18 protein-coding genes, 1 tRNA gene and 1 pseudogene are annotated in these 20,508 nt (G+C 59.3%); 3 read left to right on the top strand and 17 right to left on the bottom strand.

Annotated elements, in window-relative coordinates:
• Positions 1–95 precede the first annotated feature (95 nt).
• Positions 96–1,088: a diguanylate cyclase domain-containing protein gene (locus ACOERD_RS05220; protein WP_419738270.1), complete on the top strand. Its 993-nt coding sequence runs from the start codon at positions 96–98 to the stop codon at positions 1,086–1,088.
• A 2-nt stretch (positions 1,089–1,090) separates the two neighbouring features.
• Here the strand turns inward: ACOERD_RS05220 and ACOERD_RS05215 are convergent, their stop codons facing one another.
• From ACOERD_RS05215 to ACOERD_RS05180, 8 genes are read right to left on the bottom strand one after another with little or no spacing between them, the layout of a single operon-like run.
• Complete coding sequence (locus tag ACOERD_RS05215) at positions 1,091–1,789, bottom strand: CbiX/SirB N-terminal domain-containing protein (protein WP_419738269.1); 699 nt, start codon at positions 1,787–1,789, stop codon at positions 1,091–1,093.
• A gap of 59 nt (positions 1,790–1,848) precedes the next feature.
• Positions 1,849–2,781, bottom strand: a complete 933-nt coding sequence (locus ACOERD_RS05210; RefSeq protein ID WP_419738268.1) for an AEC family transporter — start codon at positions 2,779–2,781, stop codon at positions 1,849–1,851.
• A gap of 45 nt (positions 2,782–2,826) precedes the next feature.
• A complete protein-coding gene (locus ACOERD_RS05205; RefSeq protein ID WP_419738267.1) occupies positions 2,827–3,624 on the bottom strand; it encodes an MBL fold metallo-hydrolase in 798 nt (265 codons plus the stop codon).
• On the bottom strand, positions 3,621–4,427 hold the full coding sequence (locus tag ACOERD_RS05200) for a TatD family hydrolase (protein WP_419738266.1): 807 nt from the start codon (positions 4,425–4,427) through the stop codon (positions 3,621–3,623). Before ACOERD_RS05200 ends, ACOERD_RS05205 begins: the two co-directional genes overlap by 4 nt.
• The gene (locus tag ACOERD_RS05195; RefSeq protein ID WP_419738265.1) at positions 4,424–5,545 is read right to left on the bottom strand and encodes a DNA polymerase III subunit delta'; all 1,122 of its coding nucleotides are present in this window, start codon (positions 5,543–5,545) and stop codon (positions 4,424–4,426) included. Before ACOERD_RS05195 ends, ACOERD_RS05200 begins: the two co-directional genes overlap by 4 nt.
• Before the next feature lie 3 nt (positions 5,546–5,548).
• Positions 5,549–6,175, bottom strand: coding sequence for a dTMP kinase (gene tmk, locus ACOERD_RS05190; protein WP_419738264.1), 627 nt, complete (start codon positions 6,173–6,175; stop codon positions 5,549–5,551).
• Positions 6,172–7,338: a D-alanyl-D-alanine carboxypeptidase family protein gene (locus tag ACOERD_RS05185; protein WP_419738263.1), complete on the bottom strand. Its 1,167-nt coding sequence runs from the start codon at positions 7,336–7,338 to the stop codon at positions 6,172–6,174. The genes tmk and ACOERD_RS05185 overlap by 4 nt, the downstream gene beginning before the upstream one ends.
• 16 nt (positions 7,339–7,354) lie before the next feature.
• Positions 7,355–8,623, bottom strand: a complete 1,269-nt coding sequence (locus tag ACOERD_RS05180; protein ID WP_419738262.1) for an SPOR domain-containing protein — start codon at positions 8,621–8,623, stop codon at positions 7,355–7,357.
• Positions 8,624–8,873: 250 nt separating this feature from the next.
• Here ACOERD_RS05180 and ACOERD_RS05175 point away from each other — a divergent pair.
• Together ACOERD_RS05175 and ACOERD_RS05170 are read left to right on the top strand one after the other, a co-directional pair.
• A tRNA-Ser gene (locus tag ACOERD_RS05175) sits at positions 8,874–8,963 on the top strand.
• Positions 8,964–9,128: 165 nt separating this feature from the next.
• A pseudogene (locus tag ACOERD_RS05170) lies at positions 9,129–9,842 on the top strand (IS6 family transposase).
• Between the two features lie 75 nt (positions 9,843–9,917).
• Here ACOERD_RS05170 and ACOERD_RS05165 read toward each other — a convergent pair.
• From ACOERD_RS05165 to ACOERD_RS05125, 9 genes are all read right to left on the bottom strand, one after another.
• Positions 9,918–11,381 (bottom strand): M81 family metallopeptidase, encoded by a 1,464-nt coding sequence (locus tag ACOERD_RS05165; protein WP_419738261.1) that lies wholly within the window; start codon positions 11,379–11,381, stop codon positions 9,918–9,920.
• Positions 11,382–11,397: 16 nt separating this feature from the next.
• A complete protein-coding gene (locus ACOERD_RS05160; protein WP_419738260.1) occupies positions 11,398–12,186 on the bottom strand; it encodes an alpha/beta fold hydrolase in 789 nt (262 codons plus the stop codon).
• 109 nt (positions 12,187–12,295) lie between these two features.
• Positions 12,296–14,314, bottom strand: a complete 2,019-nt coding sequence (locus ACOERD_RS05155; RefSeq protein WP_419738259.1) for a CocE/NonD family hydrolase — start codon at positions 14,312–14,314, stop codon at positions 12,296–12,298.
• On the bottom strand, positions 14,311–15,312 hold the full coding sequence (locus tag ACOERD_RS05150) for an ABC transporter ATP-binding protein (protein ID WP_419738258.1): 1,002 nt from the start codon (positions 15,310–15,312) through the stop codon (positions 14,311–14,313). Before ACOERD_RS05150 ends, ACOERD_RS05155 begins: the two co-directional genes overlap by 4 nt.
• Positions 15,309–16,295, bottom strand: a complete 987-nt coding sequence (locus tag ACOERD_RS05145) for an ABC transporter ATP-binding protein (protein ID WP_419738257.1) — start codon at positions 16,293–16,295, stop codon at positions 15,309–15,311. Before ACOERD_RS05145 ends, ACOERD_RS05150 begins: the two co-directional genes overlap by 4 nt.
• Positions 16,295–17,173: an ABC transporter permease gene (locus tag ACOERD_RS05140; RefSeq protein WP_241484037.1), complete on the bottom strand. Its 879-nt coding sequence runs from the start codon at positions 17,171–17,173 to the stop codon at positions 16,295–16,297. Before ACOERD_RS05140 ends, ACOERD_RS05145 begins: the two co-directional genes overlap by 1 nt.
• On the bottom strand, positions 17,154–18,098 hold the full coding sequence (locus tag ACOERD_RS05135; RefSeq protein WP_419738256.1) for an ABC transporter permease: 945 nt from the start codon (positions 18,096–18,098) through the stop codon (positions 17,154–17,156). Before ACOERD_RS05135 ends, ACOERD_RS05140 begins: the two co-directional genes overlap by 20 nt.
• Positions 18,099–18,149: 51 nt before the next feature.
• Positions 18,150–19,709, bottom strand: coding sequence for an ABC transporter substrate-binding protein (locus ACOERD_RS05130; protein ID WP_419738255.1), 1,560 nt, complete (start codon positions 19,707–19,709; stop codon positions 18,150–18,152).
• Positions 19,710–19,802: 93 nt separating this feature from the next.
• A complete protein-coding gene (locus ACOERD_RS05125) occupies positions 19,803–20,495 on the bottom strand; it encodes a helix-turn-helix domain-containing protein (RefSeq protein ID WP_419738254.1) in 693 nt (230 codons plus the stop codon).
• Positions 20,496–20,508 lie beyond the last annotated feature (13 nt).

Here is a 20,508-nt window from a genome sequence, read left to right as displayed (position 1 = left end):
CATAGGGAGGGGTCAAATTTGGACGCCGATTTCCCCGCTTAGGGGGTCAAAATTGCACGCTTTTCTACACAATTCGATTTGGGGGCGCGGGGCGCATGACGCGGATGGATGATCTGGCAGAACTGCTGAAAACCCTGTGTCCGATGTTTCTTCTGGTTGACCAAGAGGGTCGCATCCTGCGCGTCGGTCCGACATTGCAGAAGTTACGCCCGGACTGCGTGATGGAGGGGCAAAGTTTCCTGGATGTTTTCGAAATGGTTCGCCCCCGCACGGTGACAACGATACCGGCACTTATGGCCATGGCCGGGGCGAATCTGCACCTCAGGTTTCATAATGAGCCGCGCACAGCCCTCAAGGGGCTGGTCGCCCCGCTGCCGGGCGGGGAAGGGGCGGTTATCAACCTGTCCTTCGGTATCTCGATCCTCGACGCAGTGCGCGACTATGCCCTGACCAGCGCTGATTTTTCCGGCACTGATCTGGCGATCGAGCTGCTCTATCTGGTTGAGGCGAAATCGGCCGCGATGGATGCGTCGCGGTCGCTGAACCTCAGATTGCAGGGCGCAATGCTCGCAGCCGAGGAGCAGGCCTATACCGACACCTTGACCGGAGTGAAAAACCGGCGCGCCATGGACAGCCTTCTAGGACAGATGATCGCGTCTAACGCGCCGTTTGCGGTGATGCATATTGATCTGGACTATTTCAAATCCGTGAATGACCGTCTGGGACATGCTGCTGGGGATTTTGTCTTGCAGCAGGCCGCCCGGATCATGATCGAAGAGACCCGAGATGACGACACGGTGGCGCGAATCGGTGGGGACGAGTTCGTTATCATCTTCCAAGGCCTGTCCAGCACCGACCGGCTTTCGGCGATTGCAGACCGGCTGATCGAAAGATTAAACCAACCGATGAGCTTTCAGGAAAAGGATTGCCGAATTTCCGCAAGTATCGGCACTGCCTTGTCCACGCATTTTGACAATCCGAGGGCCGAAGATGTTCTGCAGGCCTCGGACCTCGCGCTGTATCAAGCCAAGCGAGAGGGTCGATCCTGCCACCGGCTCTATTCCAGGCTGCTCAAGGCGCAATCCTGAGATCAGGCTGCGGAAAACGCCGCTTGAAGAGTGTCTGCGATTTGGCGCTGTATCGGGGGCAATTCGCCGATCACTGGCAGAACGATGCCTCGGAAATGCGCCTTGTCCAACTCTTCTGGGACATCTTCCAGCACGTGTCCTCCGCGACAGGCGAAGAACGGCAGGCAAAGCGACTGTTCTGACACTCCATCGGCAGCATCGGAAATCGACGGAGGTTCCTCGACAAACCCGACGCGGATCGAGCTGAACGTCATTCTCTGCGACAGCTGCTCGGCAAAGTCTTTTGCAACGGCCGAAGGGTTTCTACTGCGGCCCGAACCGTGCGCGGCGATGATCAGATCGGACGCAGCTGCGCTCCAGTCGTTTTCCTTCAGGACCGATTTCAACGCGTCGCCGACAAGATCGGGAAGCATGGGGTCGGTGCCCAACGGGTCCAGAATTCGCAAGTTGCGATCCCCGATGCGTTCGGGCAAGGCGCTGGTCACAAACCAGCCTTTGGCCATGAAAAGGGGGTAAATCACGGTGTCGTGGGGCAGGCTGTCCATCACTTCTTCAAGTGCGCCGGGATTGGCCAGCGTTGCAGAATGGACCGACACATCAGCCGCGAGGGCGTTCACCTCAGCGGCGAACGTGGCAAGAGAGGCCTCAGCTGGCTCCGGGTCTGAGGGCTGACCGTGGGCAACGATGATGGCGTGCGGCATTCCGGGCTCCTGTTCCTGAGCGGTAAGTGTGTCGCCGGTTCTCTATGTCAAGGCGGGTGTTAGCCCAAAACTGTCAGCCAAAGCCAGACGGTTAGGATCGAGGCGGCGGTTCCGATCAGCACTGACGAGGCCGCGACCCGTTTGGCGCGCCCGTACATGTTGGCGAAAATATAGGCGTTGAAACCTGGGGCCATCGCTGCGTTCAGCACTCCGGAGCGGAAAAGGTCCTGCGGCAGCCCTGTGGATGTTCCGAACAGCCACACTACGCTTGGGTGCAACATCAGAGAAATCCCGCAAACGTAGGCGATCGTGCGCAGATCTCCTTCGGGTTTGTATTTCACAAGCACGCCGCCCAGCGCGAACAAGGCACCGGGCAGGGCGGCGCGGGTAACGAGTTCCAGCGCCTCATCCACCACTTGCGGAATGACCAGTCCGGATAGATTGACGACAAAGCCCAGCGCGATGCCAAGGATCAGGGCGTTCTTGAACATCGCAGACAGAACTGAGCGCACCATCTTTGTGCCGCCATGGCCGCGATTGCGCACGATCTCCATCACCGTGATCCCAACGCCGTAGCAGAAGGGCGAGTGGAAGGCGATGATCGCGTAGTTGCCCGTCAGGCTTTCGGGGCCATAGGCGCGTTCGGTAATGGGCAGGCCCAGAAGGACAGAGTTCGAGAACAGGCAGCAAAAGCCGATGGCGACGCAGTCCTCCCAATCACGACCAAAAATCAGCCGTGCCCCGAACAACCCTGCTGTAAAGCATAGCGCGGCTGCGGAATAGAAACTGACCAGAAGCCGAGGGTCGAAACTGGCACTGAGATCCAGATGGGCAATGGCGAGAAACAGAAGGCAGGGAATAGCAAAGCCCTGCGTGAAGCGCATCAACCCGTCGACATGCACCTCTTTGAAATAGCCCGAACGGGTCGCAGCATAGCCTGCGCCAATCACCAGAAAGACCGGCAGGATAACGTCAATCAGGCTTTGAAGCATATCGCCCCCGGTTCTGGCGATATGTGTGCCACAAACGGCAGGGCCTTACAGCGCTTGCTCGATCACCATCCCGTCATAGGCGGGGGTGATTTGATCGGCGGTTTCGGCCTCGACCGTCGCATAATCCAGGTCGATATGCATATTGGTCAGGACGGCGCGTTTGGGCTGCAGTTTCTCAATCCACCCCAGGGTTTTTTCCAGATGCGCATGGGTAGGATGCGGCGCGCGGCGCAGGGCGTCGATGACCAGACAATCCAGCCCTTCCATCTCGGTCCATGAATCGTCATAGATTTCGGCGACATCTGGCAGATAGGCTAGCTTGCCCATCCGAAACCCCAGCGAGTCGATTGACCCATGGTTCACGCGGAACGGGCGCAGGGGGATCGGACCTCCGGGACCGTCGATCTCGAAAGGGCCGTCAATAGATTTCAGCTCCAGAATCGGTGGGTACGGAGAGCCCTCGGGCTGGATGAACGCATATCCGAACCGTCCGAGCAGGGCATTCTGGGTGTCGCCATCCGCCCAGACCGGCACACGGGTCTTCATGTTGAAGACGATCATTCTCAGATCATCAAGGCCGTGCACATGATCGGCGTGAGAATGAGTATAGACCACCCCGTCGAGCCGCCCGGTTCCGGTATCCAGAAGCTGGCTGCGCATATCCGGCGAGGTGTCGATCAGGACCGAGGTCGTACCCTCCGGCCCGTCTCTTTCGACCAGCATCGAGCAGCGGCGGCGGATATTTTTTGGGTTCTCGGGGTCGCAATCGCCCCAATGCCCACCAAGGCGCGGTACGCCGCCCGAGGACCCGCAGCCGAGAATGGTGCAGCGCAGCTGTGTCATGCGGCTGCCTTATACTGTGCCGCTTTTGAGAACAGGCGGTCAAAGTTTACCTGTGTCTGGGCGGCGAAATCTGCGTAGTCCATGCCGAATACCTCGGCCGCTTTGCGGGCAGTGTGAGCGGTATAGGCGGGTTCATTGCGTTTGCCCCTGTATGGGGGCGGCGCAAGATAGGGGGCGTCGGTTTCGACCAGAATGCGATCTACCGGAGCGATTGCGAAGATATCGCGCAGCTCCTGACTTTTGGGGAATGCAGCGATCCCGGACATCGACAGATAGAACCCAAGGTCCAAGGCAGCCTTTGCCAGCTCGGCCGATGATGAGAAACAGTGCATCACGCAGGAATAGGGCGCGTTGCGGTATTCCTCAGTCAGAATGCGCGCCATATCGTCATCGGCTGCGCGGGCGTGAATGATCAGAGGCAGACCGGTGCGTTGGGCCGCCTCGATATGAATGCGCAGAGACTGCTTTTGCACCTCGGCGCTGTCGGCAGTGTAGTGATAGTCCAGCCCGGTCTCACCGATGCCCACGAATTTAGGGTGCTGCGCCAGTGCGACCAGTTCATCGACCGTCGCCATCGGCTCGTCAGCCGCGCTCATCGGGTGGGTACCGGCGGCATAGAACACCGGCGCATGAGCCTCGGCGATGGCGCGCACGCTGGGTTCATTGCGCAGGCGGGTGCAAATGGTGACCATGCGGGTCACACCGGCCTCGGCCGCATTGGCGATGATCTGGTTCAGCTGCCCTTCGAAATCGGGGAAGTCCAGATGGCAATGGCTATCGGTGATCTGGGGGATGTTGCTCATCTGCTCTGACCGGAGGTTTCTTGTATCTTGAACATCGTATCTAGGACCAACGCGGCAGGGTCAAGGTTCACCGCCTGACCTTGACGTGCGCGGGCAGTGATCGTTGCCGCCACCTCGGCCCAGTTGCGGGCCTGATGGGGGGAGGCTGAAAGCCGTGTCAGAATTTCCGCCTCGTTGGGGGCGGCTTCAGGCAAGGGGGCTGCGCCTGTCGCGCCAGTCATTGCCAGACGGGAGAGTGCCACGTCGATCAGGGTCAGCAACAGCTCGAACCGTTCGGCTGCGCCGCGCTGGGCGGCGGCTTCGGCCAGCTTGAGGGCGCGCTGGCGGTCCATGCGGGGCAGGGTGCCCAGAATGGCGATCAACTCGGCATAGATCTCAAGCCCGCCCAGATTGATCAGGCGAACCGCATCACCCACCGACCCGGCGGCCAAGGCGGCCAGATGTTCCGCCTGCGCAGGCAGTTCCGCTCCGGTCTGTACCAAAGCGGCCTGCATATCCTCAGGACCCAGCGGTGAGAGGCGCAAGGTGCGGCAACGGGACCGGATAGTCGGCAACAGGCGGGAGGGTTGGTGCGAGATTAGCAGTAACGTGGTGCGCGCCGGTGGTTCCTCCAGCATTTTCAGAAGGGCATTCGCGGCGCTGACGTTCATCTCATCAGCCGCGTCTACAATGACGACGCGTCGCCCGCCATCTGCCGCGGATAGGCCGAAGAACTTGCCCAACTTGCGTATGTCATCCACCACGATCTCACTCCGGAGACGACCCTGATCGTTCAACGACCGGGTGATCGCGGCCAGCCCCGGTTCTGCGCCAGCAGATATGCGATGCGAAACCGGGTGGTCCGGGTCGATCTCCAGCGTTTGCGGGGGCGGAAGCGCACCAAACAACCCTCCGTCATCCGCCGGAGGGGTGGCGAGCAGAAACCGCGCGATCCGCCATGCCAGCGTGGCCTTGCCGACCCCGCGCGGGCCAGTCAGAAGCCAGCCATGGTGAAGCCGGTTCGAGTTGTACGCGCGCAGAAACGCTTGCTCGGCCGTGTCCTGCCCGAACAGCTGCGCGGTCTCACGCGGATGCGGCGCTCCGGGCGCTTGATCTGGGGTTGGGGTGTCGTCGCTCATCGTCTATCGCAAGGCTGCCTCGACGATATCTCTCACATCCTGTGCGACACTGTCCATGTCGCGATTGCCATCGATGACGCGAAACCGGTCGGAAAACTCATCCGCCAGCGCCAGAAACCCGGCGCGCATCTGTTTTTGCAGAGCAGGGCCGAAATCTTCGAACCGCTCCTCAGTGCCCTGTCGCCCCTTGGCGCGGGACAGGCCGGTGTCCGGGTCCATGTCGATCAGCAGGGTCATGTCTGGCTCGCGCCCGATCATCAGGTCATGGAGCTGATCGACAACCGCCCGTAGGTTCCCACGAGACAGGCCCTGATACATCCTTGTGCTGTCGGCAAAGCGGTCGCAGATCACCACCTTTCCCGCATCCAAGGCCGGTTCGATCGTCCGTTCCAGATGATCGCGGCGGGCGGCGGCGAACAGCAACAGCTCGGTTTCCGCCGACCACCGGTCAGGGTCGCCTTCCAGTACGAGGCGGCGGATTTCTTCTGCCCCCGGCGACCCGCCGGGTTCGCGCGTCAGCACAACCTGATGGCCCGCATTGCGGAGGGACTCGGCCAGCATCCGGGCCTGAGTTGATTTGCCTGATCCGTCTATGCCTTCAAAGGTCAGGAATAACCCGCGTTGCGTCACATCGACTCCAGCGGGTTATTGATAACGTCTTTCAGAACGATGCCACCGACCGTCATCATGCGCACCATGAAACCGCCCGGCGGGACATCCTCGGCCGCGAACAGAGGGCGTCGGATTTCGGGCAGACCTTCGGGCTTGATCACCAGCTCGGCCAGTAGCTGGCCTTTGGCAACAGGTGCGTTGATGGGGCCGTCATAGACAACCTCAGCTTCGATATTCTGGGTGCCCAGAACCGGGAACAAAACATTCAGGTCGCCGTCGGGCACCAGACCCACGGTCTTTTTCTCACCCATCCAAAGCTTGGCTTCGGCTATTGGCGCTTCTTCGGTGGCAACTGTCCTCTCGACAAAATTTCGAAACGACCAGTTAACCACGGACTCAGCCTCCTCTGCCCGCTGAGCGGTACTGTCTAGGCCAGTGAGAACGAAGATCACCCGGCGGTCGCCTTGTTTGGCCGATCCGACAAGGCCGTAGCCGGCCTCTTGCGTGTGGCCTGTTTTCAGGCCGTCGGCCCCAATGTTCAGCCGTAGAAGCGGGTTGCGGTTGCGCTTGTTCGAAGGCGCGCGCCCGTCAAACTCGAATTCTTCTTCAGCGAACAGAGGGTAATATTCGGGGAAATCCGTGATCAGCCTATCCGCGAGGACGGCGAGATCATGCACGGACATCATATGCCCGGCAGCAGGCCAGCCGTTGGAGTTGGCAAAGTTCGAGTTGTTCATACCCATTTGCTGCGCGCGCTGGGTCATATAGCGGGCAAATCCGGCCTCGGTCCCATCGGGGCTGAGCGCCTCGGCGATCACCACGCAGGCGTCGTTGCCGGACAGCACGATGATGCCGCGTATCAGATCCTCAACGGTCACTCGGTCCTGTGTGTTCAGGAACATGGTTGAGCCGCCATAGCTCATGGCATGTTCCGAGACAGGCAGGGTCTCCTGGAGCGTCAGACGCCCATCACGTAGCGCTTCGAAGGCGACATAAAGCGTCATGAGCTTGGACATGGATGCGGGCGGAAGCGGCTGATCGGCGTCTTTGGAAAGAAGCACGGTGCCTGTGGTTTGATCCATCACATATGCCGCACGCGCCGAGGTGTCGAACGCGTGGGCGGGCAGGGCCAGAACAGCCATTCCAAAGGTGAAAACGGATGTTCGCAATGCGGATAGCATGAGGTGCCTCCTGTTGTCAGTTGGCCACGGTGAACGCGTCGCCAAAGCCCAGATCTTTCACGTCGTTCTGGATGGCCTTGCGCTCGGCGCGGGTGGCGGCGGGTCCGACCAGCACGCGCCAGACGGTGTTGCCTTCGGTCTTTAACTCTCGCACCTCGGCCGACATGCCGTTTCTGCGGATCTTGGCGGCGGCGCTGTTTGCATTGGACTGAACACCAAACGTACCAACCTGAACAAAGGGTTTCGAAAGAGAAGATGTCGTGGCGGCCGTCGCGGCGACAGGCGTCGGCTCTGCGGCGTCGATAGCGGCTGCGGCCCCTTCGATCGGGTCAAGCGTAGTTTCGGTGATCGCGTTGGGATCTTTTTTCTGCCACCACTTGCGCTTGGTCGGTTTTTCCGCAGGCGCAACCACCGGTGCATCGGTCAAAGCCGGAGACGTGCTGGCCGCCGATACCTCTGCGGTGGCCTCGACGGCGGCCTCGGCGCCATCCACGGCTGCGTCCGAGGCAACAGCGGCTGCGCCTAAAGCGCCTGCGGTCGCCGCGGCGGTGGGTTCTTTCTTCTGCCACCATTTGCGCTTGGCCGGTTTTTCCGTCTCGGAGGTAGCTTCGGGCGCATCAACTTCGGCCACGTCACTAGTTATGGCGGCCTCGGCCCCATCTTCGGCTGCGTCTGAGGCAACAGCGGCTGCGCCCACAACGCCTGCAGTCGCCGCTGCGGCAGGGGCTTTCTTCTGCCACCATTTGCGCTTAGCCGGTTTTTCCGCACCAGAGGTGGCTTCGGATGCATCAACCTCGGCCACGTCACTGGCGGCGGCGGTCTCGGTGCTTGCTTCCGGAGCGGTCTCGGCCTCAGCGACCTCGGGTTCGGGCGCGACCTCTACGGTTTCGCGCCGCAAGGCCACCACGTTTATCTTGGTCGGCGCGCCAGCAAGGATACCCAGCTGTTCCGCCGCTGCAGAAGATACCTGCAAGGCGGGGCCGGGCAGATTGCGTTCCCGCCGGAATAAAGCGCCGGTCACGGATTTATTGTTCGAGGCGTTTTTTATGATCACCCGTTCGGGCTGAGTCACATCCGGATGAGCCACCCAGATCCCGCCCAGCGAGGGACGACCGTCCCATAATCCGGCCTCGGTCAATTGGAACACGTCCGGTGCTTCGACATCGCGCTGTGTGTCGCCGGAGGATTGCGGGAAAAGTTCGTTCTTGCTGGTATTTTCGTCGGGTTTTTCTGCGGTTGCCAGCGTTTCCTCGCAACCCGACAGCACCACCAAGGCTACAGCCAAGCACGCCAGCCGTTTTGGCCCTGGGCGGATCTCAGTCGCTCGCTTCATCTTGTCATCCCTTGCCTGAAGGGGCCTCGTTCCCCGAGCCCCACCGTCAGCCAGCCGGTTCTTCGCGCCAGTCTGCTGCGGTCTTTCATGCGGATCATAACGTGGGTGTGGTTCTATGGAAAGTCCGCTGCTTGGGCTTCGGCAAGATTTCCCGATTTTGACTTGCCTCTGATTTCAGTTAGCCTTAGACCCTGCCTTCGACGGGGAGGTGGCAGAGTGGTCGAATGCGGCGGTCTTGAAAACCGTTGGGCGTGAGAGCGTCCCCAGGGTTCGAATCCCTGTCTCCCCGCCACTCATACCTGTCTCACTTCAGTTGTGTTTTCTGACTCGGAATTGTGCCGCAATTCCCGAGCGTTGGCGCATGCGCTTTCAATCAGAGACAGAGCAGACTGTACATTCAGAGGACGGTCTTGTCAGAAGAACTTTGCTTGAGCGGGGCAGTGGTGTTGCGTAGCTTTTGTCCACGACCAGACCTGCCGCTTTCAAGTACTTCAAAACCAGTCCCAAGATCATCCACCTTGCAGTGATGTAGTAAATCCGTTTCCCGCCTTCGCTTCGGAATGTCGAAGATCTGCTTCACGAGCGAGGCATCGATGTGAGCCACGAAACTGTCCGATATTGGTGGAACAGGTTTGGCCCTATGTTTGCTGCTGAGATCCGAAGAAAGCGTGTCCAGCACCTGCGCGCGTTCTCCAAATGGAAGTGGCACGTTGACGAGGTTTTCGTGAAGGTGAATGGCAAGCGGCATTATCTTTGGCGGGCTGTTGATCACGAAGGTGAGGTGTTAGAAGCCGTTGTCACCAAACGCCGAAACAAAGCTGCAGCACTGAAATTCCTCAAGAAATTGATGAAGCGACACGGTTGCGTCGAAGAGATCGTCACAGATCGCTTCGCTTCCTACAAGCCAGCGCTCAGAGAAATGGGCGCGCTCGATAAACAACAGACGGGCAGGTGGCTCAACAACCGCGTCGAGAATTCGCACCTGCCGTTTCGACGACGCGAACGCGCGATGCAGCGTTTCAGGCGCATGCGAAGTCTACAGAAATTCACCTCCGTCCACTCGTCTTTCTACAACCACTTCAATCAGGAAAGATCGCTAGCCAGTCGAGATACCTTCAAGCTGACACGCTCCGCCGCTCTTAGCGAGTGGCGTCAACTTCGTTCAGGATAGGTTCACGGTTTCCGCAGCAAACTGAGACTGGTTCGAATTCGTCAGACAGCACCTTAGGTGCATAAGTCGTCATCATTAAATTGTACCAACCTCAGAGCGCAGCTTTGAATAGCTGACATCCGCCAGTTCACATGGAAACTGTCCCGGCGAGGCGCATACTAAAACCTTGTGCGCGATGGGATCAAAATCGGCTCGGAAGTGCACTGTGCTTTTGACACATAGTATCTTTGCGTCTTCCGGCTCCAGATTGAACAAACGTATCTGCGCCAGATCCAGACATTGATTTCGAATGCTAGTGACAAGGACATGGATCTGCGTTCCGGTTATTTGCAATGCGACCGACGGGCCGAGCGTTGCAACGCCGCCGCCATACATTTCGCCGGTATAGCGGCATTGGCCGTCACTCAGGTGATGCACCCGGACGTGTGCCGTAAAGGGAGCGTCACCGGGGACACGACCGCCAATCGTGGCCTCGAATTTCGCGCCTCCGCCCAACTCGTGGGCCTTAGAAGCCAACTGAGGGTCATGCAGCAACCCGAGAATGGCAGAAGGGGCGTTCCGTTTAACAAGCTCACGCAGCAATCCTGTTGTATCGGCCGACGCACCAGCACCAGGATTATCCTGCACATCTGCGATGACAACAGGCCTCTTGCCGTTTGCATGCATTGCAGTTGTAACAGCAACTTCTGGGCTTAGAAGAGTGGTATCGAACTGCGATTCCGCGGCCTGCAGATTTGCGAATATCTGCGTTGCCATTGCGTCAGCCTCAGACTGAGACGAGTTGTAGGCCAATACAGACGGCCCGCAATCGGCCGTGTCCGCTGCAGTAAATCCCATGGCGAGTTCAACCAGACGCGCGCCCGGTCCGTCGAAGGCATCCAGTGCCTTGTAAAGCGTTTTCGCAGGTGCCACTTCTGTATACTGGCTGTGCAGCGGGATCAGATACTCACCTTGACGCCACGTCTTTGCGGGCGGACCGTTTGTGCAGATGTCGCGCATCACCCGAAAAGCCCGCGCGCCTGTTTCCGCCATGTCCAGATGCGGATAGGTGCGGAAAATAGTCATTGCGTCGGACAGTCCCACCATTCTCCCAGAGATGTTGGCGTGCATATCGAGGCTTGCAACAAGCGGCAGATCCGGCCCGATCATCCGCCTGATCCGCGACAACAGCTCTCCCTCGCCATCATCCCAGGACTCTGTGACCATGGCCCCATGCAAGTCGAAGTAGACTCCATCAAGCTGCGTCATTTTCGAGAGCGCATTGGTGATACGTCCGGAAATAGCGTCAAAGGCCTGATCCGTGACCTTGCCTCCTGGTTCCGCCGCGCACCACAAGATAGGTAGCAATTCGACCCCGTCCGCCAACGCAGCATTTGCAAAACCTGCGATGGGCAGGTTCATGCCGCGGGTCACGGCCAAAACGTCTTGGTCACAAAGCAATTCCGGCCAGCTGTCGGCCTGTTCAAAGTCGCTCAGCTGTGTCGGTGTGTCGACGAAGGTGTTGGTCTCGTGCTGAAATCCTGCGATTGCAATTCTCATCTGACCCTTCAACCGTTTATTGCTGCACCAATTCGACGGTCAAGATCTCACGCAGTTTTGCCGCCACGATATCCGGTTTGTGTCGGGTCATCGAAACATGACCAAGGCCGGGAATTTCGTGGAACACGCCGTTGGGCGCAAGATCAGAAACCACCTTGCACATGACCGGAGCGGTTTGAACATCCTCGGAGAAGGCGATTACATGCATCGGAACCAAGCAGGTTTTTAGCTCCTCGCGGCAGTCGAAGTCCAGACAGGCTTCCCACTGATCAATTGTTGCCTGCGGGTCGCGATCCCGAAAACGCTCGGTGTAGGAGGCTTTGATCTGCTCCCAAAGTTCGGCCTCGTGCAGTGCTTTGGCCGGAAATGCGTAAACTGCATAGTGCGGCGCCAGGAAATATTCAGGCAGGGTGATGCCATCCTTGCGCAGGTCGATCTCGGCCTGCATCCAGTCGCGGGTGAACCCGTCGATATAAGCCGAGGTGCCCATCGGAATGGCTAGTCGCACCTTGTCTGGGAAGTCGATTGCGGTTTGCTGCGTGACCAGTCCACCCAGCGACAGGCCACATACAGTAGCTTGCCCGCTGGCAAAAGCGTCAATCACCGCCGCGCAATCCGCCGCGTAATCATGCATCGTCCACGGGGGAGGGGGTGATTGCGTATCACCTGCGCCGCGTGGATCATAGGTGATGCATTTATAACTGTCGGACAGACGCGAGAATTGCTCGGAATAGGCCTCGGCCGTCTGATCGCCGCCGGGGACGAACACGATTGGCGGCCCATCCCCTTCGATCAATACCCGCATGGTGACGCCGCTGACGGTCAATTGATGTGTCTCGGCTCTCGGCCCAAATTCGGGGAAGGCTGACATTGGAGTGCTCCTCTGCCACAAGGGCAAAATATAATGTGTTTCTTCACATTCCGTTGCGGGGAATGATGTGCGTTTCTTCTTCTTCGAAAATGAGTTCTTCGCCCGACCAGGCCTTGAGGCGTGAGGTCAAGTGAAACTCGGTCGCCGTTGCCCGTTGCTCGGAATAGGTCCAGATCTTTGCGGACCAGTCTTCCCGGTCGAAACCGGCCGTTTGCTCCATGGTGGCGACGGCGGACAAGGGATCGCTGGGGTGGATCGTGTAGCGCCGGTCTGACACGTCGCTCAATACCGTTCCGATGTCATCGAGGCGGAAATCCCCGATCGGGCCAAATACACCGCCATCCAGAAAGAAACGGTGGGTCATCTCGCCATTCGTCAGGTCGGTGTGGACCGAGCGTTCCATGGACCCATCGCGCACATGCGTTTTTCGGGGGGGGACGTCCGGGGTGGTAGGTTCCGGCAGCGGACGCGGCTCGGGCGCGTCGATTGGTGAAGTTCGGACCGGCAGGTTTAGTCGTGACGTACCGGGTTGAACCGTCAGCGTCACAGGCTGGGGCGCAGGCCACAGGACGGGCCAATAAGCCGAGGCGATTTGCAACGTGATGCGGTGACACTTCGGAACGCAGTAACCGGTTCCGTACATCGGAACTGTAACAGTCATCTCTTCGCCAGGTGTGATTGGCGTGGGTTGAGTGTCGCTGTCGCGATGGTTGAGGTTGCAAAACCCCCGCGCGATCAATGTTTGCGCGCCGTCCGGGGCTTCATCCACCAGCAACGCGGCGACAAATCCCTCTGGCTGATCAGCCGACACCGTCAGGTCAACACTAGGCTGGCCCAACAGGTTCATCGGTTCGGTCAGGGGCGCCCCTTTGAACTGCAAGGCACCCCCGGCGTCGATCCGGCAATCCGCAGCCATATCACCGGGGATCGCGAACGAGCACATATCGCCCGCAGCCGACCCGAATGTTTGTGGTGAGCATATCGACATCGCGGGCCCGGTCTGTGCCGTTTCGTCCAGAGTCTGGTCGTTCAGCCAGAGCGTCTGCTCGGACACATTGGGCGACGGCCAAGAGGGTTCTTGGACCCAGCGCCCCGTGCGTTGTAGGTGAGTGCCCGAAGGGGCCGCGCTGTCCTGCAGAAAAAACCGCAACGGGGGTTCATCCATCAGTCCCGTGTCTTTCCCCTTGAGCCAATGATCCCAAAAACGGATCACCTCACCGACAAAATCGGCCTTTGGTCCAGGGATGCCTTCATGCGGGTAAAGATGCGCCCAAGGTCCCATCAGGATTTTAACGGTGCCCTTGAGGTGCTCGGCAATGCGGAAAGGCGTATCTCGGTACAGGTCCATCCAGCCGCCGAAGAAATACACCGGAGCCTCAACATCCGCGTAGTTCTCGCAAATCGATCCGCGCCGCCACATTTCGTCATGAGTTTGGTGTTCCAGCCACATGGCAGGCCAGAATTTCGCGCCTGTAAGCCGCTCGCGCCACATGTCGATCCAGTGATCCGCACCCACAATTTCGGGATCGGGGGGCATCGCATTGTAGAGCTGCATGATTGAGCCCCACCAGAAATTGTCATTGGCCAGACAGCCGCCGTAGAAGTGAATGTCCTCGCGCCAGCGGTCATCCGTGCCCATCACCGGCGCAATGGCTTTCAGCGCTGGAGGTCGCGTCGCAGCGACCTGGAACGCGCTATAGGCCCCCCAGCTTTTGCCGAACATTCCGACATTCCCATCGCACCACTCCTGAGCGGCAATCCATTGAATGATGTCATGGCCGTCTTGGATTTCCTGATGCGAGTATTCGTCCTCGGTCACGCCCTCACTGTCGCCGTACCCGCGGATATCAACTCGGATAGAGGCGTACGCTGCGGCTGCAAAATGAGGATGCATGCTCTCGTCGCGCATGCGCGTGCGATCTCGACGCCGGTAGGGGATGTATTCCAGAATACAGGGCATTGGTGAGGTTCTGGCCGTTTCAGGCAGCCAAAGCCGTGCGGCGAGTTTTGTCCCGTCGGGCATGGGAATCCAGACGGTTTCAATGACCTCGATTTCACTCATGATGCGGCCTGTTCTTCCATTTCCGGTGGGCGGGCGCCGGGTTCAAGGGGGAAATGACAGGCAACTGCGCGTCCGTCTGTGGCCTGCCGTTCCGGCGCATCCACGCTGCATCTTGATTGCGCCCATGGGCAGCGGGTGTGGAACTCGCATCCAGCGGGTCGCGCCAACAGCGAGGGAACTTCGGCAGGAAGGGTGATCCGGTCATGGGTTTTGTCCGGGTCGGGCTCAGGATTGGCCGACAGAAGCGCCGCCGTGTAGGGGTGTTGAGGTGCACTGAACACCTGTTCGGTGTCGCCTGCCTCGACAAAACGGCCGAGATACATGACCGCAGTTCGATCCGCCACGTGGTGCACCACGTGCAGGTTGTGCGTGATGATCACCATCGCCAGGCCCAACCGCTCGCGAAGGTCGTTTAGCAGGTTGAGGACTTCGCCTTGTACCGACACATCCAGACCAGCAGTGGGTTCGTCGGCGATGATCAGCGCCGGGTCTAGCGCAATGGCCCGCGCCACGCCGACCCGTCGGGCCTGCCCACCAGACAACTGATGCGGAAAGCGCGAAGCGAAACTGGTCGGCAACCCTACCAAAGTCAGCAGACGCGCGGCTTCTTCCCGCAAGTTGCGGCCTTCGATGCCGTGGATGCGGAACGGTTCCGTCACCAGATCGCCCACGGTCATACGGGGCGAGAGGGAGCCCACTGGGTCCTGAAACATCATCGACATACGTTTGCGTATGGGTTTCATCGCTTTTCGGTCCAGTTCGTCGATGCGCTGGTCCTCAAAAGTGATGGCACCGGCGCTAATCTCCTGCAAACCGTTCACGGCGCGCGCAAGCGTCGTTTTGCCAGACCCGCTTTCGCCGACCAGGGCAAAGGTTTCGCCCCGGTTGACCTCAAAGCTGACCCCGGCCACGCCAAAGATTGCACTTTTGCGTCCCAGCCCCCCGACCGGAAAAGAGACCTGAACATTTTCGACCTTGAGAATGGGATCGCTGCTCATGCCGTCACTCCGGTTTCAGCTGGTGTATCTGCGACAAAGCAGCGGGCGACATGGCCGTCGCCGATATCCTTGTCTGGTGGCGGTGCCAAGCAAGCGTCACTCACGCGGTCGCAGCGGTTGGCAAAAATACAGCCAGTGGGCCGCGCGCGCAGATCGGGGATTTCTCCGGGGATAGTCGGCAGATGCCGGGTGCGCTCGCTTTGCCGTGCCGGGTCGCATTCCAGCAGTCGCGCCGTATAGGGGTGGCGCGGGTCCTGGAAAATCTGCCGAACGGTGCCGCGCTCCACGACTTCGCCCGCATACATGACCACCACGTCATCGCAAAGCTCGGCGATGACACCCAGATGGTGCGAAATGAACATAACCGAACAGCCGATTTTTTGCTGCAGGTCTTTGAGCAGCTCGATCGTTGTCACTTCAAGCGTCGCATCCAGCGCGGTTGTAGGTTCGTCCGCGATGAGCAGGGCAGGCTCCATCATCAAGGCCATGGCGATAGCTATCCGTTGTTTCATCCCGCCCGAGAACTGATGCGGATAGCGTGCCAAGGCAGCACGTGCGTCGGGAATACGCACTAATTCCAGCATCTCGACCGCACGGTTCAGCTTTTCCTCTTTTGACAAGGACGAGCGATACTGGATATTCAGCATCTGCTTGCCGACCGATATCACGGGGTTCAGCGCGCCCATCGGGTCCTGAAACACAGTTGCGATCCGCGGACCACGCAAATCTCGCATGCGTGATGGGGGCAAAGTGGTCAGTTCATCCTGCCCTTCGAACAATATCGAGCCACCGTCGATGCTGCCATTGTCAGCCAGCAGCCCCAGAATGGCGTTGATCAACGTTGACTTGCCGCAGCCAGATTCGCCCACGATGCCAACGATCCGATTTTCGGGCACATCGAAGCTGACGTTTTTCAAGGCGTGCAGCGGCCCGGCCTCGGTTGAGAAGCTGACATTCAGATTGTCTATGCGCAGCGTGGTCATCAGCGTCCTTTCAGCCGAGGATCGAACACGTCCCGCAGCGTCTCACCCAGGAAAGTAAAGCCCAGCGTTGTGATGATGATCGGCACACCGCCTGCAATAGCGATCCAGGCGGTGTCTCGTATATTGGTGAAACCGTCATTCAGGATCGAGCCCCAGCTTGGGGTCGGAGGCCGCACGCCGAGGCCCAGAAAGCTCATACCTGCTTCGATGCCGATGACGACAGGGATGTCCATCGATGCGAGAATGACCAACGGGCCGATCACGTTTGGCAGAATGTGCACCCGCAGGATACGCGCCGAAGACGCCCCCATGCTTTGCGCAGCGGTGACATATTCCGAGGTTTTCAGTGCAATGGTCTGGGTTCGGATAATTCGCGCATAACCGGGTACAGTGACCAGAACGACAACAACCATCACGGCGGTCAGCGACGGGCCCATTAGCGTCACCAGCGCAAGGGCCAGCATCACGGTCGGAAAGCTTTTCATTGCGTCGAAGAGCAGGATCATCAGGTTGTCCAGCCAACGTGGCCCGTAGCCCGCGATCAAGCCCAGCACGATACCGATCACCAGCGACACAGCGGTGGAGACCAGAGCTACAAACAGCGCGATCCGCCCGCCATGCAGCACCCTGGCAAACAGGTCTCGGCCCAGTTGATCTGTGCCCATCAGATGCTGTGTGCTTGGGCCTTGGAACCGGTCACGCGGGTTGATCTTGGTCGGGTCCCAACTGGTGAGCAGATCGGCAAAGACAGCGCCAAAGATCACGAACAACACAAGGAACAATCCTAATGCGCCCAGAGGCTCTCGCAGGATTTTGCGGATCGGGCGCCACAGCTCGGCCATGCGCCCGGGGGCGGGATTAGAAACTGCTTCTGACACGGGGATCCAAAGCTCCGATAATGAGGTCTGCCAGCAGGTTGAGCAGAACGAACAGGACGGTGGTGATCAGAACGGTGCCTGTCACGATGGGGAAGTTGCGGGTCAGGATGGCGTCATAGACCAGCTTGCCGACACCGGGGCGGGCGAAGACGATCTCGGCAAAGACCGCCGATGAGAGCATCTGACCGATACCCACGCCCAGCAACGTGACCGTGGGCAGGATCGCAATCGACAGAGCGTAGCGGTAGGTGATCGTTCGATCGGGCAAGCCAAACGCACGTGCGGTGCGGATATGGCTGGCCTCAAGTACTTCGAGCATCGAGGCGCGCACCATGCGGGCGATGTAACCGACCCAACCTAGACCAACGGCCAGAGACGGAAGAATCAGATGGGTAAGTTGATCGCCGAGATTGCCGGGTTCACCAGCGCCAATGGCTGGCAGCCAGCGCAGTTCGACGGCAAAGATCAGCAGCGCATAGATCGCGATCACAAAGGAGGGCACCGCGATCACGGCCACAGACAGGATGCCAACGATCCGGTCAGCCCAGCTGCCGCGGCTGACCGCAGCCCAGCAACCCAGCGGAATGCCAAGAGCCACCGACCACGTGATGCCGCCGACGATCAGGGCCAGCGTATAGGGCAGTTGCTCGAACACGACCGTGGTGACAGGACGGCCTGACAGAACCTCGTCGCCCAGATCACCTGTCCATGCCCCGATGTAGAAGTTCCAGAACTGAACCAGAACCGGCTGGTTCAACCCCATTTTCTCGCGCAGGGCAGCGCGCATTTCCTCGGTCGCCCGAGGCCCCAATGCGACCGAGGCCGGGTCGCCGGGGATCAGGTAGATCATGCAAAACAGCAGGAACATGGCGACCGACACGATCGCAGCAGCCAGTCCAAGCCGTTTGACAAAATAGCTCAGCATACGCGCCCCCTATAGGCGTGCGGGCGGCAGTGCGCCGCCCGTTTGCGTGGATCAGGCGGGTTTGAACAGCGGTAGAAGTGGCTCGCCATTCGGCTTGAGGCCCGGATTAACCGTATCCTTGTGGATCAGGCCAACAACCTCATGCGTCAGGAAGACGTAGCAGCCGCTTTCATCCATGAGTCCCTGCATCTTCTTGTAGATCTCATCGCGCTTGGCCGGATCGCTTTCGACCAGGCCTTCTTCGTGCAGGGCCTTGTATTCTTCGTTGTTGAAGCGCTCCCAGTTCCAGACGCCAACCTGTTCCGGTGTGAACCAGACGGTCGCCCAGCTTGGGTCAGGGTTCATCGAGAACCGGCTGAGCACAAGCTGAAGGTTCATGAAATAGTCGCCGTCCTTCGAGCCCAGCGTCCAGAATGTACCACTGTCATTCTGCTTGATCTCGCAGGCGATGCCGACCTCAGCCAGATTAGCCTGAATGACCTGCGCCGCCGTCAGACGCTCGGACTGGTTCAGGATGTCCAGCGTGACGGTCATGCCTTCCGCACCGGCTTCGGCCAGCAACTCACGGGCTTTGTCGGGGTCGTAGTCATAAGTCACGCTGTCCCGGCTGCCGGGCAAACCGGGGGCGATGATGCCGTTGCCCACGGCCGCTGCGCCGAAATAGGCCGCGTCAACCACAGTCTGCCGGTCAATCGCGTGCTGGATGGCACGGCGGATGCGCACGTCTTTCAGCGCTTCGTTGTCCTGGTTCATGCCCAGCCAGACATAAGCCAGCGAGGGTTTTTCCTCGACAACCGATCCCGCAGGCGGGTTTTCTTTGAGACGCGGCAGCGAGGATACCGACGTCCAGGTGTAGTCCAGATCGCCCGCTTCAAAACCTAGCTCGGCGGTCGAGGGGTCCTCGATGGGCAAAATGTGGATTTCTTCGTATCCGCCCGGCTCATAGGCCCAGTCCGGGTTACGCTTCAGAACGGTTTTCTGTTTGGGGACCCATTCGGTCAGGATGTACTGACCGGATTGTGCCACCGGCTCAGAACCAATCTTGCCGCCGATTTCTTCGACCGCCTTTCGCGAAACGATACAAGAGGCTGGCGTCGGCAGTGTGGTCGTCCAAAGCGGCACGAACTTGTTTTTTAGGTGGATCAGACCCGAGAGATTGTCTTTGACTTCAACCTCTTTCAAAGCGCTCCAATCGCCAGCATAAGGGCTTTCGTTGGCCGGATCCGCGATACGCTCAATCGAGAATTTGACGTCATCGGCGGTCATCTGTCCGAAGCCGTCCGTGAAACCGATATTGTCGCGCAGTTTGAATGCAATGGTCAGGTCGTCCAACTGTTCGATGCTTTCGACAGCGACCGGCCGCCAGTTCCATTCATCGCCTTGTTGGTTTGACACCAGCGGGGCATAGATCGACCGCATGATGTCGGCCTCGGGCAGCGCGAGCCAGAAGGCTGGGTCCAGCACCTGTAGATCGCTATAGGACCGGATGGTCAGGACCGAACCATCGGCACTGACAGCCATATGCGGAAATGCGAGGCTGGCCGCGCCCAATGCACCAGCACCGGCCAGAACGGAGCGTCGGGAAACGTCCCCTTTGAAAATCGAACTCATTTGCTTACTCCCTGTTTGTCTTCGTGTCCGGGCATCTGTCCGGTTTGGTTGCTTGCGGGCAGGCGCGCCCGCGACTTCAGGTGCCAGCAGGCGTTATCCGTTCTTTTTCTTGTTTGTCTGTGGCAGTTGCTCATCAGCGCCAAGCGCTGAGAATCTTGGGATGATGACGGGTGAGTTCACCCAGATCATGCGCGCGGGTTGATCGGTTACGTTGCGCAGGACGTGCAGAATTTCTCCGGGAAAGCTGAAACTGTCCCCAGTGCGCAAGGTGACGGTTTCGTCCTCAAGCACCAGTTCCAGCTCACCATCCAGAACGACACCATGCATCTCACCATCGCGCGAGAAGTACTGGTCTACGACCTGTTCGGAATAGGGGCGGTAATCTGAGACGCCCAAACAAAACCCACCGCCAATTGAACTGGATAGCAACTGATCCGCATAGCCAGATTGCTCGATCGGTTCGTCATACAGCAGGTTCAGATTTCTACGGTTGGATTGACGCACGACATAGGCGCGCTCTAGCGGGCCAGAGCCGGGGCGGTGGTTGAAAAACCATTCCTCAGGAACACCAAGGGCATCGGCGATGCTTGAAATCTTGTTGAGCGAGGCGCTGACGGTGCCGCGCTCAATCGCGCTGAGATGGCTGATCGAAACACCGCTGCTGTTTGCAAGCTCGGCAAGTGTCATCTGGCGGCCTTTGCGCAGCTGACGCACCTCGGCACCGAAGGCTGCAAGGCCCTCTTCGCTGGCTGTGCGGGTGTGTTTTTTCGATGCGCCCTGGCTCACGAATCCTCCTCAC

This window comes from Ruegeria sp., from assembly GCF_965199275.1.
Classification (GTDB): Bacteria; Pseudomonadota; Alphaproteobacteria; order Rhodobacterales; family Rhodobacteraceae; genus Ruegeria.
This window is presented reverse-complemented; position numbering and strand designations above follow the sequence as displayed.

What these genes read in the sequence shown, in the direction of transcription:
- ACOERD_RS05185 (WP_419738263.1), bottom strand. Translation starts at nt 7,338, where the DNA reads ATGCTATCCGCATTGCGAACATCCGTTTTCACCTTTGGAATGGCTGTT.
- ACOERD_RS05150 (WP_419738258.1), bottom strand. Translation starts at nt 15,312, where the DNA reads ATGAGCAGCGATCCCATTCTCAAGGTCGAAAATGTTCAGGTCTCTTTT.
- ACOERD_RS05220 (WP_419738270.1), top strand. Translation starts at nt 96, where the DNA reads ATGACGCGGATGGATGATCTGGCAGAACTGCTGAAAACCCTGTGTCCG.
- ACOERD_RS05205 (WP_419738267.1), bottom strand. Translation starts at nt 3,624, where the DNA reads ATGACACAGCTGCGCTGCACCATTCTCGGCTGCGGGTCCTCGGGCGGC.
- ACOERD_RS05200 (WP_419738266.1), bottom strand. Translation starts at nt 4,427, where the DNA reads ATGAGCAACATCCCCCAGATCACCGATAGCCATTGCCATCTGGACTTC.
- ACOERD_RS05135 (WP_419738256.1), bottom strand. Translation starts at nt 18,098, where the DNA reads ATGCTGAGCTATTTTGTCAAACGGCTTGGACTGGCTGCTGCGATCGTG.
- ACOERD_RS05210 (WP_419738268.1), bottom strand. Translation starts at nt 2,781, where the DNA reads ATGCTTCAAAGCCTGATTGACGTTATCCTGCCGGTCTTTCTGGTGATT.
- ACOERD_RS05145 (WP_419738257.1), bottom strand. Translation starts at nt 16,295, where the DNA reads ATGACCACGCTGCGCATAGACAATCTGAATGTCAGCTTCTCAACCGAG.
- ACOERD_RS05160 (WP_419738260.1), bottom strand. Translation starts at nt 12,186, where the DNA reads ATGCGGGTATTGATCGAAGGGGATGGGCCGCCAATCGTGTTCGTCCCC.
- ACOERD_RS05215 (WP_419738269.1), bottom strand. Translation starts at nt 1,789, where the DNA reads ATGCCGCACGCCATCATCGTTGCCCACGGTCAGCCCTCAGACCCGGAG.
- ACOERD_RS05130 (WP_419738255.1), bottom strand. Translation starts at nt 19,709, where the DNA reads ATGAGTTCGATTTTCAAAGGGGACGTTTCCCGACGCTCCGTTCTGGCC.
- ACOERD_RS05195 (WP_419738265.1), bottom strand. Translation starts at nt 5,545, where the DNA reads ATGAGCGACGACACCCCAACCCCAGATCAAGCGCCCGGAGCGCCGCAT.
- ACOERD_RS05155 (WP_419738259.1), bottom strand. Translation starts at nt 14,314, where the DNA reads ATGAGTGAAATCGAGGTCATTGAAACCGTCTGGATTCCCATGCCCGAC.
- ACOERD_RS05165 (WP_419738261.1), bottom strand. Translation starts at nt 11,381, where the DNA reads ATGAGAATTGCAATCGCAGGATTTCAGCACGAGACCAACACCTTCGTC.